The organism is Paenibacillus sp. LHD-38 (assembly GCF_031157315.1).
Taxonomy (GTDB): domain Bacteria; phylum Bacillota; class Bacilli; order Paenibacillales; family Paenibacillaceae; genus Pristimantibacillus.
On record NZ_JAVIFU010000010.1, the window covers coordinates 162,620 to 179,451 of the forward strand.

15 protein-coding genes and 1 tRNA gene are annotated in these 16,832 nt (G+C 48.2%); 2 read left to right on the forward strand and 14 right to left on the reverse strand.

The window, feature by feature from the left end:
- Positions 1 to 90: 90 nt before the first annotated feature.
- The 10 genes from RCO25_RS11110 to RCO25_RS11155 form a co-directional block, all read right to left on the reverse strand.
- Positions 91 to 291 (reverse strand): cold-shock protein, encoded by a 201-nt coding sequence (locus RCO25_RS11110; protein ID WP_028609190.1) that lies wholly within the window; start codon positions 289 to 291, stop codon positions 91 to 93.
- A gap of 259 nt (positions 292 to 550) precedes the next feature.
- A complete protein-coding gene (rnr, locus tag RCO25_RS11115) occupies positions 551 to 3,520 on the reverse strand; it encodes a ribonuclease R (RefSeq protein ID WP_374992095.1) in 2,970 nt (989 codons plus the stop codon).
- A 170-nt stretch (positions 3,521 to 3,690) separates the two neighbouring features.
- Entirely contained in the window at positions 3,691 to 3,927 is a 237-nt protein-coding gene (gene secG, locus RCO25_RS11120; protein WP_308996220.1) for a preprotein translocase subunit SecG, read from the reverse strand.
- A gap of 99 nt (positions 3,928 to 4,026) precedes the next feature.
- Positions 4,027 to 4,794 (reverse strand): sugar phosphate isomerase/epimerase family protein, encoded by a 768-nt coding sequence (locus RCO25_RS11125; RefSeq protein ID WP_308996221.1) that lies wholly within the window; start codon positions 4,792 to 4,794, stop codon positions 4,027 to 4,029.
- Between the two features lie 141 nt (positions 4,795 to 4,935).
- Positions 4,936 to 6,228: a phosphopyruvate hydratase gene (gene eno / locus RCO25_RS11130; protein WP_308996222.1), complete on the reverse strand. Its 1,293-nt coding sequence runs from the start codon at positions 6,226 to 6,228 to the stop codon at positions 4,936 to 4,938.
- Positions 6,229 to 6,259: 31 nt separating this feature from the next.
- A complete protein-coding gene (gene gpmI, locus RCO25_RS11135; protein WP_308996223.1) occupies positions 6,260 to 7,801 on the reverse strand; it encodes a 2,3-bisphosphoglycerate-independent phosphoglycerate mutase in 1,542 nt (513 codons plus the stop codon).
- Between the two features lies 1 nt (position 7,802).
- Positions 7,803 to 8,561, reverse strand: coding sequence for a triose-phosphate isomerase (gene tpiA / locus RCO25_RS11140; protein WP_308996224.1), 759 nt, complete (start codon positions 8,559 to 8,561; stop codon positions 7,803 to 7,805).
- Between the two features lie 40 nt (positions 8,562 to 8,601).
- Positions 8,602 to 9,786, reverse strand: coding sequence for a phosphoglycerate kinase (locus tag RCO25_RS11145; protein WP_308996225.1), 1,185 nt, complete (start codon positions 9,784 to 9,786; stop codon positions 8,602 to 8,604).
- Positions 9,787 to 9,960: 174 nt separating this feature from the next.
- Positions 9,961 to 10,965: a type I glyceraldehyde-3-phosphate dehydrogenase gene (gap, locus tag RCO25_RS11150; RefSeq protein ID WP_308996226.1), complete on the reverse strand. Its 1,005-nt coding sequence runs from the start codon at positions 10,963 to 10,965 to the stop codon at positions 9,961 to 9,963.
- Between the two features lie 113 nt (positions 10,966 to 11,078).
- Positions 11,079 to 12,116 (reverse strand): sugar-binding transcriptional regulator, encoded by a 1,038-nt coding sequence (locus RCO25_RS11155; protein ID WP_308996227.1) that lies wholly within the window; start codon positions 12,114 to 12,116, stop codon positions 11,079 to 11,081.
- A 238-nt stretch (positions 12,117 to 12,354) separates the two neighbouring features.
- Here RCO25_RS11155 and RCO25_RS11160 point away from each other — a divergent pair.
- Together RCO25_RS11160 and clpP are read left to right on the forward strand one after the other, a co-directional pair.
- Positions 12,355 to 12,429: transfer RNA gene (locus RCO25_RS11160), tRNA-Arg, on the forward strand.
- A 318-nt stretch (positions 12,430 to 12,747) separates the two neighbouring features.
- The gene (clpP, locus tag RCO25_RS11165) at positions 12,748 to 13,332 is read left to right on the forward strand and encodes an ATP-dependent Clp endopeptidase proteolytic subunit ClpP (RefSeq protein WP_308996253.1); all 585 of its coding nucleotides are present in this window, start codon (positions 12,748 to 12,750) and stop codon (positions 13,330 to 13,332) included.
- A 161-nt stretch (positions 13,333 to 13,493) separates the two neighbouring features.
- Here the strand turns inward: clpP and RCO25_RS11170 are convergent, their stop codons facing one another.
- From RCO25_RS11170 to rapZ, 4 genes are all read right to left on the reverse strand, one after another.
- Positions 13,494 to 13,763, reverse strand: coding sequence for an HPr family phosphocarrier protein (locus RCO25_RS11170; RefSeq protein ID WP_028609180.1), 270 nt, complete (start codon positions 13,761 to 13,763; stop codon positions 13,494 to 13,496).
- A gap of 204 nt (positions 13,764 to 13,967) precedes the next feature.
- Positions 13,968 to 14,897 carry a DNA-binding protein WhiA gene (whiA, locus tag RCO25_RS11175; protein ID WP_308996228.1) on the reverse strand — a complete coding sequence of 310 codons (930 nt, stop codon included), beginning with the start codon at positions 14,895 to 14,897 and terminating at the stop codon, positions 13,968 to 13,970.
- Positions 14,898 to 14,903: 6 nt separating this feature from the next.
- Complete coding sequence (locus tag RCO25_RS11180; RefSeq protein WP_308996229.1) at positions 14,904 to 15,890, reverse strand: gluconeogenesis factor YvcK family protein; 987 nt, start codon at positions 15,888 to 15,890, stop codon at positions 14,904 to 14,906.
- A 12-nt stretch (positions 15,891 to 15,902) separates the two neighbouring features.
- A complete protein-coding gene (gene rapZ, locus RCO25_RS11185) occupies positions 15,903 to 16,790 on the reverse strand; it encodes an RNase adapter RapZ (protein WP_308996230.1) in 888 nt (295 codons plus the stop codon).
- Between the last annotated feature and the right edge of the window lie 42 nt (positions 16,791 to 16,832).

Here is a 16,832-nt window from a genome sequence, read left to right on the forward strand (position 1 = left end):
CTATTCCCAAAAACACAAGCTTATTTATATACAAAAAAACCGCCTTCAACCCGTAAGGTCAAAGGCGGTTTTATCAACGTTCGTAAGCTACTACAGCTTTACAACGTTTTCTGCTTGTGGTCCACGGTTGCCTTGAACAACGTTAAATTCTACGCGTTGTCCTTCTTCAAGAGTTTTGAAGCCTTCGCCAGTGATTGCGGAGAAATGTACGAATACATCGTTGCCGCCTTCAACTTCGATAAAGCCGAAACCTTTTTCTGCGTTAAACCATTTAACTGTACCTTGTTGCATGTGTAAAAACCTCCAAAAAAATAATATTAATATGCGCCTGGTTTGTCTTTAAACAAAAAATTCACACATTGGAAAGGGTTTCATGACTATAATGACACCCTTTTCAATATGTGAATTCAGGTTCATATTATCGATTGATTTGAGTGTACTATACCCAGAATTAAAAAGCAAGCGACGAGCTTAAATATATTTTCCCATATTGTCCAGATCACGGCGGCTTCCAATTATGTCATAGATCGGAAACCGCCGCCCCTAATTTCTACTTGCGATTCTTGCGAACGAACGCAGCCGTAGCGTTCCCTCCGCCTTCGTTTTTCTTCTTCCGCTTGCTCTTTCCTGGAGCGCCGCCGCTGCCTTCCGCGCCTGTCGCATCCGCATTTCGCTCGCCATTAAACACACCGCTCGGCGACGTATTCTTCCGCTTCGCCGCATCGCCACTGCCTTCGCTCCGCCGCTTCCCGGCTCCGCCTCGGCCATTACCGCCTTGCCCGCCGCCGCTGCGGATGGGCAGGCCCCACATATCCGTCCGCGATCCGCTACCGCTTCCGCGCGACTGATCCCTGCCTTGGCCCGGCGACATATCCGCCTCTTGCCCCGGCCCGCGATCCGCCGGCGAATTCCCGCCGTCGTTCACGCCAGCTCCGGCTTCGCCGGCGCCACCCCGGCCGCGCCGCTTTCCGCCTCCGCGGCCGCTGTCAGGCGCATCGATCCGCCACGGATTGGCTTGCTCGACAATTCCGACTACGCTGCGGTCGACTCCGCCGCCAAATCCCCCGCGGCCGCCACCTTTGCCGCCGCGGCCCTTGCCGCCGCGATTGCTCTCGCCTGTTCCGCCTTGGCTGCCCGCTCCGGAACCTCTGCCACCGCGATTTCCATCGCCTGCTCCCCCGCGGCCTCTGCCATCCTTGCTTGCTCCGCTCTCGCCTTTTCCACCGCGATTGCCATCGCTCGCTCCGCCGCGGCCCTTGCCGCCTCGACCGCGATCAACGCTTCCGGCGCGATCACCGAAGCCGCCACGTTTTTTGCCTCCGCGATCACCGCCAAAACTGCTTGGAATGCCTTTGCCGCTGCGCGGCTTCATATCAACAAGCTCGAAATCGATCGTATGCTCCGTCATGCTGACACGAGTAACGCGAATCTTTACTTCATCGCCAATCCGATAAATTTTAGACGTGCGTTCGCCGACAAGTATCATATGCTGCTCATGGAAGTTGTAGTAGTCGTCTGACATATCACTCAAACGAATCAAGCCTTCGACCGAATTTTCCAGCTCAATAAACATACCGAAGCTCGTTACGCTGCTGATGATACCCTCGAATTCCTCGCCGACCTTATCGAGCATGAATTCACATTTCTTCAGCTGCTCCGTATCGCGCTCCGCATCAACCGCCACCCGCTCGCGTTCAGACGAATGTGATGCGATTTCCGGCATCCGCGCGGTCAACGCTTCATGACGCGCCTCGGTCAATTGGCCCTTGCCATCCAGCACCTCGCGAATCACGCGGTGAATAACCAAATCGGGATAACGGCGAATCGGCGATGTGAAATGGGAATAAAATTCTGCCGCAAGCCCAAAATGTCCTAGGCTCTCCGCATCATATTTGGCCTGCTTCATGGATCGAAGCATGACCGTCGAAATCACGGTTGCCTCTTTTGTGCCGCGGATGTCTTCCAACAGTGTCTGCAGCGCTTTAGGATGAATCGAATTGCCTTTACCCTTCACGACATAACCGAAGTTCGCCGCAAACTGCACGAAATTAAGCAGCTTCTCCTGCGACGGGTCCTCATGGATCCGGTAAAGGAATGGAACGCGCAGCCAGTGGAAATGCTCAGCAACCGTTTCATTCGCAACTAGCATGAATTCTTCAATGATTTGCTCTGCTACAGAACGCTCACGCTTAATGATATCAACCGCTTTGCCGTTCTCATCCACAATGACCTTCGATTCTTGAAAATCGAAGTCAATCGCGCCGCGCTTCATCCGTTTCGAACGGAGGCGCATGGCCAGGTCCTCCATGAGACCGAACATATCCAGTAAATCCGCATAACGCTCCTTGAGCTCTGTTTGCGGTTCTTCCTCATTCGCCGTCAATATTTTTTTCACATTCGTATAGGTCATCCGCTCTTTCGTACGGATAACGCTCGTAAACACATCATGGCGCACACGCTTCAGCGTTTCAGCATCAAACTCCATCTCGCAAGAAAGCGTCAGACGATCAACTTTCGGATTGAGTGAGCAGATCCCATTCGACAAACGATGCGGCAGCATCGGAATAACGCGGTCGACCAAATAAACGCTGCAGCCCCTGCGGTATGCCTCTTGATCAAGCTCTGAATTTTCTTTTACATAGTAGCCTACGTCAGCAATATGTACGCCCAGCAAATAGTTGCCGTTCTCCAACCGCTTCACATGCACGGCATCATCCAGATCCTTGGCGTCCTCGCCGTCTATGGTAACAATGACCTCTCCGCGCAGATCTCGCCTACCTTGCTGCACGATTTCTTCATCCGTGATGGAATCCGGTGCTGCCTCAGCCTCACCCATTACTTCATCCGGAAAACCCTCCGGCAGCTGATGCTTGCGAATAATCGACAAAATGTCGACGCCCGGGTCGTTTTTATGTCCTAAAATTTCGACAATTTCCCCTTCAGCCGCAGATCGTCCTTCCGGATATGAAACAATTTTCACTACGACCTTTTGGCCCGAAACTGCGCCTTGGTAACCGCCTTTAGGTATAAAAATATCGCGGTTAATCCGTTTGTCATCCGGCACGACGAAAGCATAAACCTCGTGATCCTCGAACGTACCGACGATTTGCGTTACAGCCCGTTCGACAATACGGACGACCTCGCCTTCCATACGTCCGCCATGCTCGCTCCTTGAAGTGACCCGAACGAGAATAATGTCGCCGTTCATCGCGCTCTTCAGATCATTCGCGTGCAGATACACGTCGCCGTGATCTTTCTCATCCGGAATCAGGAAACCGAAGCCCTTCGCATGCGACTGCAGCTTGCCGCGCAATAAATTCATCCGTTCCGGCACGCCGTAATGGTCATTCGGTGTCCGTATGATCTTTCCTTCATCCTCCAGCTTGTTGAGCAGCTTAAGGAATTCCTTGAACTCCGCAGCTCCCTCAATGCCAAAATGCTTCTCAAGCTCTTGGTAAGTCATCGGCTTATAAGCCGTTTCTTTCATAAAATCAAGCAGTTCCTGCTCGTGATTGGTCATTATTATTTATTCTCCTCAGAAACCTGTTCAAATACTCTAGCTTCGCTTGCAACAGGTTGATAGATTATCATATACCATGTAGTATACACGAAATGGAACCCGCGCATCCGTGATTATGATGAAAATACAAAAAAAGCGAGGAATATCCTCGCTTTCTGCGTGTGTGTACGTTATTGTTTTACGAAGTAAGATACAACAAGCGCTAATATGAAGAAGCCAGCTGCCAGTGCCACTGTCAAACGCTGCAAGAACAAATCCAAACCGCGCGCTTTCTGTTTGCCGAACAGGTGCTCAGCACCGCCCGTAATCGCTCCGGACAAGCCTGCACTCTTACCCTTTTGCAGCAATACAACAGCAATCAGGCCGACAGAAAATATAACGAGCACGATCTTCAATAAGATATCCATTCATTCCACCTCCAGCATAGGAGCTCCGTAAAAACACGTAAATCGAGTGTACCATAGCTGGGCACAAATTACAATAGTACAACCCCATTGTACGGCCTTTTATGCAAACCCATGCTCTTTTAGAAATTTATAATTGTTAGCCGCGCTTTCAAGCGAGCTCGATGCAAACTGCTCCTGCTCAACAAACATATAGGCTACGCCTGCCGGCTCCAATTCACTAAGTAACTGTGAATAGCCTACCTCACCTTGGCCGATTTCCGCATCCCTCAAACCTTTGGAGAAATCCTTCAAATGGACTAAAGGCACCCGGCTTTTATATTTCTTCAAATAGTCAGCCGGCTTATAACCCGCGATATGAACCCAGCCCAAATCGAATTCCATCATCATGAGCTCCGTCGGTATGCCAGACAATAGCTGATCGATTATCGGCTGTTTTTCCACTAACTTAAACTCGAATTCATGATTGTGATACCCGTACTGCATGCCTGCAGCCCTTACCTGCTGCGCGCATTTCGTAAACACATCAATTAAATACTTCACGTTATCTTTGCTTGGCTGTTCGGGGAGCGGTGCCCAAGGCGTAATAATGTAAGACACGCCAAGCTCCTTGGCATATTCGATTTGGCCGGCAAAGTCAGATTCCATATGCTTGGAATCACTAAAGTTTAATGGCACATGTACAGAGGGCGCGGTTAACCCGAGCTCCTTTAGCTTGCTTTTTAACTCGATAGCCGGAGTTTTGAAAAAACCTGCAAATTCGACAGCCGTGTAACCTATCTTGGATACTTTCTCCAGCGTGCCCAAAAAATCAATTTCGGTCTGATCCCGAAGAGAGTACATCTGTATGCCAACAACCGGTTTCGCCACGCTCTACACCGCCTAATCTCATAATCCTTTACTTGTTTATTATGTCCTACATCCATAATCGAACTATCAGGTTAAAAAAAGAAGGGCATGCCCGATTGATTGGACATACCCTTCTCCATAAGCCGCAAAATAAAATGCGTCTTATTTGAAGTTTTTCAAGTTGTAGAATGCTGATTTGCCTGCGTATTGAGCAGTTGAACCCAATTGGTCCTCAATGCGAAGCAATTGGTTGTATTTTGCAACGCGGTCCGTACGGGACGGTGCGCCTGTTTTGATTTGGCCAGCGTTTGTAGCTACAGCGATGTCAGCGATTGTGCTGTCTTCGCTCTCGCCTGAACGGTGAGAGATAACAGCTGTGTAGCCTGCGCGTTTTGCCATTTCGATTGCATCGAAAGTTTCAGTAAGCGAACCGATTTGGTTAACTTTAACCAGGATCGAGTTACCCACGCCTTTGTCGATACCGTCAGCAAGGCGCTCAGTGTTCGTAACGAACAGGTCGTCACCAACAAGCTGTACTTTACCGCCAAGCTTCTCAGTAAGCAATTTCCAACCATCCCAATCGTCTTCGGAGCAGCCATCTTCGATTGTAATGATTGGGTATTTGTCAGCCCATGAAGCAAGAAGGTCAACGAACTCAGCAGGTGTAAACGATTTGCCTTCGCCTGCAAGCACGTATTTACCGTCTTTGAAGAACTCAGTGGAAGCAACGTCCATACCGAGGAATACGTCAACGCCTGGCTTGTAGCCTGCGCGCTCGATAGCGGAGATGATTGTTGTAATTGCTTCTTCGTTCGAACCAAGGTTAGGAGCGAAGCCGCCTTCGTCGCCAACAGCTGTGTTAAGACCTTTGTCATGCAATACAGCTTTCAGGTTATGGAAGATTTCAGCGCCGATACGAAGCGCTTCTTTGAAGCTTTCAGCACCGACAGGAAGAACCATGAATTCTTGAACGTCGATGTTGTTGTCAGCGTGCTCGCCGCCGTTGATGATGTTCATCATTGGAACTGGAAGCACTTTAGCGTTGAATCCGCCAAGGTAAGTGTAAAGAGGCACATCAAGCGCGTCAGCAGCTGCGCGAGCGACTGCCATCGATACAGCTAGAATCGCGTTAGCGCCCAGCTTCGCTTTGTTAGGCGTACCGTCAAGCTCGATCATTTTACGGTCGATTGCTACTTGGTCAAGAGCGTCCAAACCGATGATTTCAGGAGCGATTTCAGTGTTAACATTTTCAACAGCTTTCAAAACGCCTTTACCTAGGTAACGGGATTTGTCGCCGTCACGAAGCTCAACAGCCTCGTATGCGCCAGTGGAAGCGCCGGATGGAACGATTGCGCGGCCTTTGCCGCCGGACTCAAGAGAAACCTCTACTTCTACAGTTGGATTCCCGCGGGAATCAAGCACTTCGCGTGCATATACATCAACGATAATTGACATGAGAGAAAACACTCCTTTTAAAGTTTTATTTTTAATTCTTGTTGATTAATGTAATGCCAGTCATTTCACTTGGCTTCGCCAGTTCAAGAAGATCAAGAAGCGTCGGAGCGATATCGGCAAGAATGCCACCCTCGCGAAGCGTCTCGCCTGCTTTCGTTACGATAAGCGGAACAGGATTCGTCGTATGCGCCGTAAACGGACGGCCATTCTCGTCAAATACCATATCAGCATTACCGTGGTCAGCCGTAATGATGCAAACGCCGCCTTTGGCAAGTACTGCTTCCACTACTTTGCCAAGGCATTCATCCGTCGCTTCAACCGCTTTAATCGTAGGCTCCAGCATGCCGGAGTGACCAACCATATCAGGGTTAGCGAAGTTTAGGATAATCGCGTCATGCTTGTCTGATTCAATCTCGCGTACCGTGGACTCTGCAAGCTCGTAAGCGCTCATTTCCGGCTTCAGGTCGTACGTTGCGACCTTAGGGGAATTAATAAGCACGCGAGTTTCGCCAGGAAGCTCATGGTCGCGTCCGCCGCTAAAGAAAAACGTAACATGCGGATATTTTTCCGTTTCTGCAGTGCGTAGTTGTGTCTTGTTGTTTTGCACGAGTACTTCGCCAAGCGTATTATCAAGGTTCTTTGGTGAATACGCAACGAATCCGCCTACAGTTTCACTGAATAGCGTCAAACAAACGAAATACAGATTAACTGGATGATTCACGCCGCGGTCAAAGCCTCGGAAGTCCTCGTTTGTGAATACTTGCGACAATTGAATCGCACGGTCAGGACGGAAGTTAAAGAAAATAACGGCGTCCTCGGATTCCACAAGACCAACCGGCTTGTTTTCTCCATCCACAATAACCGTTGGCATAACGAATTCATCATAAACCGATTTCTCGTAGGATTCAACTACTGCTTGAATCGGATCGAAATATTGAGGGCCTTCGCCGTATACCATTGCACGGTAAGACTTCTCTGTACGCTCCCAGCGTTTGTCGCGGTCCATTGCATAATAACGGCCTTGAACCGTTGCAATACGGCCTACACCAACCTCTTCAATCTTCGCCTGCAGGCGTTCTAAGTAACCTTTCGCGCTGTCCGGAGACACATCGCGTCCATCCAAGAAAGCATGGATGTAAACTTCCTCAAGCTCTTCCTTCTTCGCTAGATCCAGCAAAGCGAACAAATGCTCAATATGGCTGTGTACGCCGCCGTCCGAAAGCAAACCGTACAGATGAAGCTTCTTGCTATTTGTTTTTACATGACGCACAGCGCCAAGAATAGTTTCATTATCGTAAAACTCGCCGTCGCGGATCGATTTGCTGATTCGGGTCAAATCCTGATATACGATACGGCCTGCGCCGATATTCAAGTGGCCAACCTCGGAGTTGCCCATTTGCCCTTCAGGCAATCCGACCGCTTCGCCGGATGCCGTTAGTGTCGTATGCGGATAAGTCGACCAATAACGATCGTAATTTGGTTTTTTTGCTTGTGCAACGGCGTTGCCGGTAACATCATCGCGCAAGCCGAAGCCGTCGAGAATAATGAGCGCAACAGGTTTTGGAGCAGCCATCTTACTTGGCCCCCTCGACCAGTGCGATATAGGATGCAGGCTCAAGACTCGCGCCGCCGACAAGTGCGCCGTCGATGTCTGCTTGACCCATATATTCAGCTACGTTGTTAGGCTTTACGCTGCCGCCGTATTGGATGCGAACCGCATCTGCAGTTGCTTGATCATAAAGACCTGCAACAACGCCGCGGATGTATCCGATAACGTCCTGCGCGTCCTCGGAAGTAGAGGATTTGCCTGTTCCGATTGCCCAAATTGGCTCGTATGCGATAACGACTTCTGCCGCTTGTGCTGCGGATACGCCTTGGAAGGCCGCTTCCGTTTGCACTTTACATACGTCCTTCGTTTGTCCAGCTTCACGCTCTTCCAGCTTCTCGCCTACGCAAACGATAGGAAGCAAGCCATTTTTGAAGGAAGCATGAACTTTTTTGTTCACGATCTCATCCGATTCCGCGAAATAAGCGCGGCGCTCGGAATGACCGATAATAACGTATTTTACGCCAAGATCCTTCAACATTACTCCGCTGATTTCACCTGTGAATGCACCATTGTCCTCAAAGTGAACGTTTTGCGCTCCGATTGCGATCGAAGTGCCTTTTGCTGCTTCAACAAGCGCCGGTAGCGTTGTGTAAGGCGCGCAAATGACGCTCTCTACACCATCAACCTCAGCCTTGCCTTTAATTTCGGAGAAAAATGTTACAGCTTCGGATACTGTTTTGAACATTTTCCAGTTACCTGCGATAATCGGTTTTCTGTTGCTCATGCGTAATCCTCCTCATATCATTTTATTTTTGTAAAAATTATTATTTATCGTTAAGTGCCACAACGCCTGGAAGTACTTTACCTTCCATAAACTCTAGGGAAGCGCCGCCGCCTGTCGAGATGAAATCCATTTTGTCAGCAAGACCGAATTTCTCAGCTGCCGCAGCAGAATCGCCGCCGCCGATCACGGAGTAGCCAGTAGTCTCTGCGCATGCATTAGCAACTGCTATTGTACCATGGGAGAATGGCTCGATTTCAAATACGCCCATTGGTCCGTTCCAAACTACCAATTTCGAGTTTTTGATAACATCCGCATAAATCTCGCGCGTTTTCGGACCGATGTCAATGCCTTCCCAATCAGCAGGAATGCTGTCAACGTCTACGATTTGCGTGTTAGCGTTAGCGCTAAAATCGTCAGTAACAACGATATCTACCGGAATCAAGAAGTTTTTGCCGAGTTTCTTTGCTTTCTCTATGAACTCATGCGCCAAATCCAATTTGCTGTTATCAACGAGCGATTTACCGATTTCATGGCCTTGCGCTTTAAAGAATGTATAAGACAAGCCGCCGCCGATAATAACGTTGTCGGCAATTTCTAACATTTTATCGATAACTGCGATTTTATCTTTTACTTTAGAGCCGCCAACAATTGCTGTGAAAGGACGCTCAGGGTTGTTCAATGCTTTGCCTAGAACTTCAAGCTCTCTCTCCATAAGCAGACCCGATACCGCAGGCAGGATATGTGCGATGCCTTCTGTTGATGCGTGAGCGCGGTGAGCGGCGCCGAAAGCGTCGTTTACGAACAGATCAGCAAGCTTAGCGAATGCTTTAGCGAGTTCTGGATCGTTTTTCTCTTCGCCTTCGTAGAAACGTACGTTTTCAAGCAGCAATACATCACCGTTGTTCAAAGCGGCAACTTGTGCTTCAACTGCTTCTCCGATAGCTTCATCAGCTTTCGTTACTTGCTTGCCAAGAAGCTCGGACAAACGCGCAGCGGAAGCCGTATGGCGAAGCTCTTCTACTACTTGACCATTCGGACGGCCAAGGTGGCTTGCAAGAATCACTTTTGCGCCTTTTTCGATTAGGAAGTTAATCGTAGGAAGCGTTTCACGAATACGCTTGTCATCCGTAATCTTACCATCCTCAAGCGGCACGTTAAAATCAACGCGAACAAATACCCGTTTACCAGCTAGTTCTGCTACATCACGTACACTTTTCTTATTCATCAATGAAACCTCCCGAAAATGTGTTATGGAAAGGCATGGCTATTGAACCACAAAAAAAAGAAGGGCGTTCCTTCAAAGAAGAAACGCCCCCATGATTTACGTCTCCTAGAAGCCGCAAATCAAAGACCTGTGCTCCGCATGCGCGAAAGCCGCGGGTCCGTCCGCCTTCTTTGCTTACAGACCTTTGCTTGCGATGTAAGCAGCAAGATCAACTACGCGGTTCGAGTAGCCCCACTCGTTGTCGTACCATGAAATAACTTTAACCATGTTGCCTTCAACAACCATAGTCGAAAGACCATCGATTGTGGAAGAAGCAGGGTCGCTATTGTAGTCGCTTGATACAAGCGGCAATTCGTTGTAGTTCAAGATGCCTTTAAGAGGACCTTCAGAAGCTTCTTTAAATGCTGCGTTAACTTCTTCTACTGTTACGTTAACTTTAAGCTCAGCAACAAGGTCAGTTACAGATACGTTAGGCGTAGGAACGCGCATTGCCATACCGTTCAATTTACCTTTAAGCTCAGGAAGAACAAGTGAAACAGCTTTTGCTGCGCCTGTGGAAGAAGGAATGATGTTCTCAGCAGCTGCGCGAGCACGGCGCAAGTCTTTGTGAGGAACGTCAAGCACGGATTGGTCGTTTGTGTATGAGTGAATAGTTGTCATCATACCTTTAACGATTCCGAATTTGTCGTTCAATACTTTTGCGAATGGTGCAAGACAGTTAGTTGTGCATGAAGCGTTGGAAATAATGGTGTGTGCCGCAGCGTCGTATTTTTCTTCGTTAACGCCGATAACCACTGTAATATCTTCGTTCGTTGCAGGAGCGGAGATGATAACTTTTTTAGCGCCGCCTTGCAAGTGAAGCTCAGCTTTTTCTTTCGCTGTGAAAATACCAGTAGATTCAACTACGATTTCAACGCCAACGGATCCCCAAGGAAGGTCAGCAGGGTTGCGCTCTGCGAATACTTTGATTTCGCGTCCGTTTACGATAAGCGCGCCTTCTTTTGCTTCAACAGTACCGTCAAGTTGACCGTGTGTTGTATCGTATTTCAGAAGATGTGCCAATGTTGCAGTATCCGTAAGATCGTTTACTGCCACGATTTGAACATCAGGGTTGTTCAGTGCTGCGCGGAATACGTTACGGCCGATGCGACCAAAACCATTAATACCAACTTTAACCATTTTTATTTCCTCCTAAGCGTTTTTAAAAGATATTAATATATATTTCAAGATGTTTTGCGCGCGGCCGAAGGCCATTTGCAAATCATCATGATTCCTTAAAATCTGTTAGAAGCTTAATCCTTCTCCTGCTCGATCAACGCTACCATTTCAAGTGCAGCCGCTTCATCGGTAACGAGTACGTCATTGTGTCCGAACCGCATAATTGCCGCAATAGCTTCGCCTTTGCTCTTTCCGCCGGCTACGCCTATGACAACTTCAGTCTTCACAATATCCTCGAGCCGTAACCCCACCGTTTGCATTTTGTGCACGACAATGCCTTTGCGGTCAAAATAAAACCCAAACGACTCCGCCAAAGCTCCTTCAGCTTCCATAGCGTCAATGATCTCCCGATCCAAACGCCGGCGTCTTGCCATGACCATAGCATCTCCGATTCCGTGTACAACGATGCGAGCACTGCGGATGACATCCACGATTTCCCTAATATTCGGTTCCTGCATAATGGACGCGAACGCTTCCTCGCCGAGATGATCAGGCACGTGTAGAAGCCTGTACTGAGCCCCTGTGCGTTTCGCCATCATCGAAGCAATTGTATTCGCTTGGTAGTCCAAGCTCTCTCCAAGACCGCCTCTAGCCGGTACGAACAAGTTCGTTTTCAGCTGCGAGGAACTTACCAGTTGATTCGATACCTGGGCAATGGTCGTTCCGCCCGTTACCGCTACGACATCGTTAGGCTGCATAAGCTTGTTGAGCACCTGAGAGGCTGCACGGCCGAGCTCCCGTTTCGTCTGGGCTGAAACTTCCGAATCGCCTGCAACGATAACGACCTGCGATAATCCGTAATGACTGCGTATCGTTTCTTCCAGCTCGGATAGTCCGAACATCGTCTTGTATAATGGCTCAAGCTCCTCTAATAAAAGCTTGCCTGAATCGCTAATTCGCATGCCCCCCGAATGAATCTCGAGCAATCCCTGCGATTTCAGAAAATCGGTCTCCGCCCGAAGCATCCGCTCCGTCATCGATAATGCCGTCGCCAAGGTTCGGCGCCCGATTAAATCCGACAGCATCACTTGATGCAAGATCGAATACCGTTTCTTCATGACTTCGAGCAGTTCCGGTACAAGCTGCTGCTGCAGTTCAACGATCTGACGCATCTCTCATCCTTCACTCCATCGGCCTAAAGCGTATTCGGTTCAAATACATTGGACTTAATACGTCCCGCGGTATCATTTCAAGTCCCACCTTTAGTTTATCGGAAATTTCCGATTGTAGCAATAGTCGTTTTCGCTTTGGAAACGGTTTCCGACACATTTTTAACAAATTTAATTTTTGAACGCCCCTTGCTTTAAATTCTTTAATATCATATAATAATTTTTGCGACAATTTTCTAATGCGCCCGTGGTCCAATGGATATGACGCAGCCCTCCGAAGGCTGAGATCTAGGTTCGATTCCTTGCGGGCGCGCCACTACGCTATTTCAGCCGATTAGGCTTGCAACTCCTATAATGATACAGATAAACCGTTCCTATACGCTGGAGCGGTTTTTTTATTTTGCCTCTATAGATCGTTTCCTTGCCCGAAACTCCCTTCCTGAGTCCCAGAAAATATGACCCGGATAGCACTGTATTTCCTTATCCAAGCGCCGACAATCACGGTTTTTTTCTTATATCAAGAAAGGGATTTTAGGACTTGTTTGACTATCTTTGACTTTTGCTTTTTCATCCGTTATTATGATAATACGATTTAACCATTCATTGTTTTTTTAGGAGGGGGCTTACGTTGGATATGAATTTCGTTCCTATGGTTATTGAGCAAAACAATCGAGGTGAGCGTGCGTATGACATTTACTCTCGCCTATTGAAAGACCGTATTATTTTTCTAGGATCCGGTGTAAATGACGTGGTGGCCAACTCCATCATCGCTCAATTGCTTTTCCTGGCAGCAGACGACCCAGAGAAAGACATTTCCCTTTATATTAACAGCCCAGGCGGTTCGATTACGGCAGGCATGGCTATTTATGATACGATGCAATACATTAAACCTGATGTGTCTACGATCTGTGTAGGTATGGCCGCTTCCATGGGTGCCTTCCTGCTCACAGCAGGCGCTATAGGCAAACGTTACGCGCTTCCGAACAGCGAAGTAATGATTCACCAGCCGCTAGGCGGCGCAGAAGGCCAAGCAAGCGATATCGCCATTCGCGCGAAACGTATTATTGGTATGCGCGACAAGCTGAACGGCATCCTGGCAGAGCGCAGCGGACAATCGCTTGAGCGCATCGAGAAGGATACAGACCGCGATTACTTTATGAGCGCAGTCGAAGCCAAAGAATACGGACTTGTCGATAAAGTTATTGAGAAGCTTGCTTAATAACAAGAAACAGTGCATTTTACAGAACAGGGCTATCCCTACTGGTCTGCATAGACCTAAGGGATAGCCCTGTTTTTTAAAATATCGCTTGCCCATAACATTAAAAAAAGCCTCCCTTGGTCATCAAGACCTTGGACGGCTTTTATTTAATTTGTGATGAATTATTGGTTTTCCAGCTCTTCTTTGCTTACCAAAGCGACTAAAGCGTTTACAGCCTGTTCTGCATCCGAACCCTCAGCACTTATGGATACTTCAGTGCCTGAGCTGATTGCTAAGCTCATAATTCCCATTATGGATTTAGCATTCACTTTTTTGTCGTCTTTCTCTACAAATACTTCGGAGGAAAATTTGTTCGCTTCTTGTACGAATAATGCTGCTGGTCTTGCATGTAGTCCCGTCTTAAGACGAACAACAACCGGAAGCCTTGTCATGGAAACCATACCCCCTATATTTTACTTAAGCATTAGCATGCGGCACAAGCTTATACGGCTTATCGCCGTCTACTGGCTGCAAAAGCTCTTTTCCCGGTCAAAGACAAAAATGCATTTGCTTGTTGCTTCGCATTCTTATCTTCATAAATAAAGCCATTTTGAATTATTATATCATTATACCAGCTGATACACTAGGATGAAAGTTCATACGCCACGGATTTTTTCCGCAAGCTCGTCGATTTTGCGCAAACGGTGGTTTACGCCTGACTTACTGACCTTTCCTCCCAGCATTTCGCCGACCTCTGTCAGATTCATATCCGGATGCTGAAGTCTGATTTCAGCTACTTCCTTCAGCTTGTCAGGCAAGCTCTCTAGTCCTACTTCACGCTGCAGCAGCTTGATATTCTCGATCTGCCGGACTGCCGCCCCAATTGTTTTGTTCAGATTCGCCGTTTCGCAGTTCACGATCCGGTTAACTGAATTGCGCATGTCGCGCATGATTCGAACATCTTCAAACTTGAATAAGGCTTGATGCGCGCCAATAATATTGAGGAGCTCGATAATTTTCTCGCCCTCTTTGATATAGAAGATAAAACCCTTTTTCCGTTCAATGCATCTAGCGTTTAGATCAAATTTGTTCGCAAGGTCAACCAAGGACTCACAGTGCTCTTGATACAGCGAGGAAATCTCCAAATGATACGAGGATCCCTCCGGATTATTGACCGAGCCTCCCGCAAGGAACGCACCTCGCAGATACGAGCGCTTGCAGCAAGGCTTGCGAATGATTTCCTTGTCGATGCCAAGGTTGAACATAAAACCTTCGGATACAATTTTGAGCTCGCTCAATATTTCCTGTACCCCGGCAGGGATACGTACGATATACACGTTATTTTTCTTAAGTCTCATCTTCTTGCGGACAAGCAGCTCGACGTGTATCTCATAATGTTTTTTGAGCAGGGAATAAATTCTTCTGGCAATCGCGGCATTTTCCGTTGAGATGTCCAAAACGACTTTGCGGCTAGACACACTAACCGAACCATTCATCCGTATAAGCGCGGATAACTCCGCTCTCTCACAACAGCTGTCCGCCTCGATTAGTGTCAGCTCTTTCTTCGTTTGCGCCGCAAATGACATTGTGTATCACCTCTTTCGTATCATCCAGTTCTCTACCAGTTTATAAATATGATGGCTTAAGCGCTCGGCATCATGCCGAAGAAAAGTACGGAATAAAACAAGGCGATCCGCAATGACTTCATAGCCCTTTTGCGTTACCGCATCCAAATCCAAATGAACGGCCTTCGCACCCATCTCCGCATACTTGCTCTCGATTTGGGGCGGAATCTCGCCGTCGTTCACAATTACGTAATCAAATAAATGATGGCCGATATGCGTATGTATCGCATCCAAATGGTCACCTACCGAATAATTATCGGTTTCGCCCGGCTGCGTCATAACATTACAAACAAAAAGCTTAACAGCCTCAGACTCTACAATGGCAGTCGCCAGCTTTGGAACAAGCAAATTTGGGATAATGCTTGTGTACAAGCTGCCTGGCCCAATTAAGATCGCGTCTGCCTGCTCGATAGCCTCTACCGCCTCCTGCAGCGGTTCCACATCCAGCGGCTCCAAAAACACACGCTTAATTACTTTGCCAGCCTTCGGGATCATGGACTCGCCGGTAACAATCGTTCCATCGACCATTTCTGCCTTGAGTACAATCGCTTTACCCGCGGCGGGAAGCACCCGCCCTCGAACAGCGAGAACCCGACTTAACTCGCGGATACCCGTAACAAAATCACCGGATATATCCGTCATCGCTGCAAGCATAAGATTACCAAGACTATGACCTGCAAGTCCCGGCACCGTTTTGAAACGATATTGCAGCACCTCGGTCAAAAGCGGTTCCGCATCGGCAAGTGCCATCAGCACATTGCGAATATCGCCTGGAGGAGGTATTTGAAGCTCGTTGCGTAAAATGCCGGAGCTGCCTCCATCGTCGGCAACCGTAACAATAGCCGTAATATCAAGCGGCTTCTCTTTAAGACCGCGCAGCATGACAGAGAGACCTGTACCGCCGCCAATGACAACGATCTTCGGTCTTCTCAGTATCTTATGCCTACTTTGCATTCTCTCACCCCGTCAATGCTTGTCACGTTCGGCATCGCGATGACTGACACGCACACGTTCCGTATCGCTGCTGCCGAGCATGCGTCCCAAGTATTCAGCTATGGCAACGGAACGATGCTTCCCGCCAGTGCAGCCAATACCAATAACTACCTGGCTTTTCCCTTCCTTGCGATAGAGCGGAATAAGGAATTGCAGCATGTCTAACAGCTTTGTCAGGAATTGCTGTGTTTCAGGCCACTTCATTACATATTCGTATACCTCAGGAGTTTGACCGGTATTCGGACGCAGATGCTCGACATAATGCGGGTTAGGCAAGAAACGAACATCATAGATCAGATCCGCATCAATAGGAATCCCATATTTAAAGCCAAATGAGGTTACATTAATCGAAAGACTGTTTTGCTCGAGATTCGTAAAGTGAGAAATAATCCGTTCCTTCAAATGAGCCGGCTTCAATATGCTCGTATCGATGACCTGAGAGGCCCAGCCTTTCAGATCTTCAAGCAGACGGCGTTCATTCTTAATGCCTTCAAGCGGCATACCATCAGGGGCAAGCGGATGGCGACGACGGCTCTCTTTGTACCGCTGCACAAGTACGCCGTCTGTAGCATCCAAAAACAAGATTTCACAGCTTATCGTGTAATGCTCCTTGATATAAGCGAGCGACTCCGAAAGCGCCGTAAAAAATTCTCTTCCGCGCAAATCAATAACAAGCGCCACGTTGCCGATTTTACCGTTCGATTGTTCGATCAGCTCCGCAAATTTCGGGATAAGAACGGGCGGTAGATTGTCGACGCAGAAGAAACCGAGGTCCTCTAGGCTTTGGACAGCAATGGTTTTGCCCGCGCCAGACATCCCGGTTATAATGACAAGCTTCGCTACTGTTGCTGCCGTTTCCATGATCAAACCTCCTAAAGACTTTGCGTTAGCAAAGTCACTTCG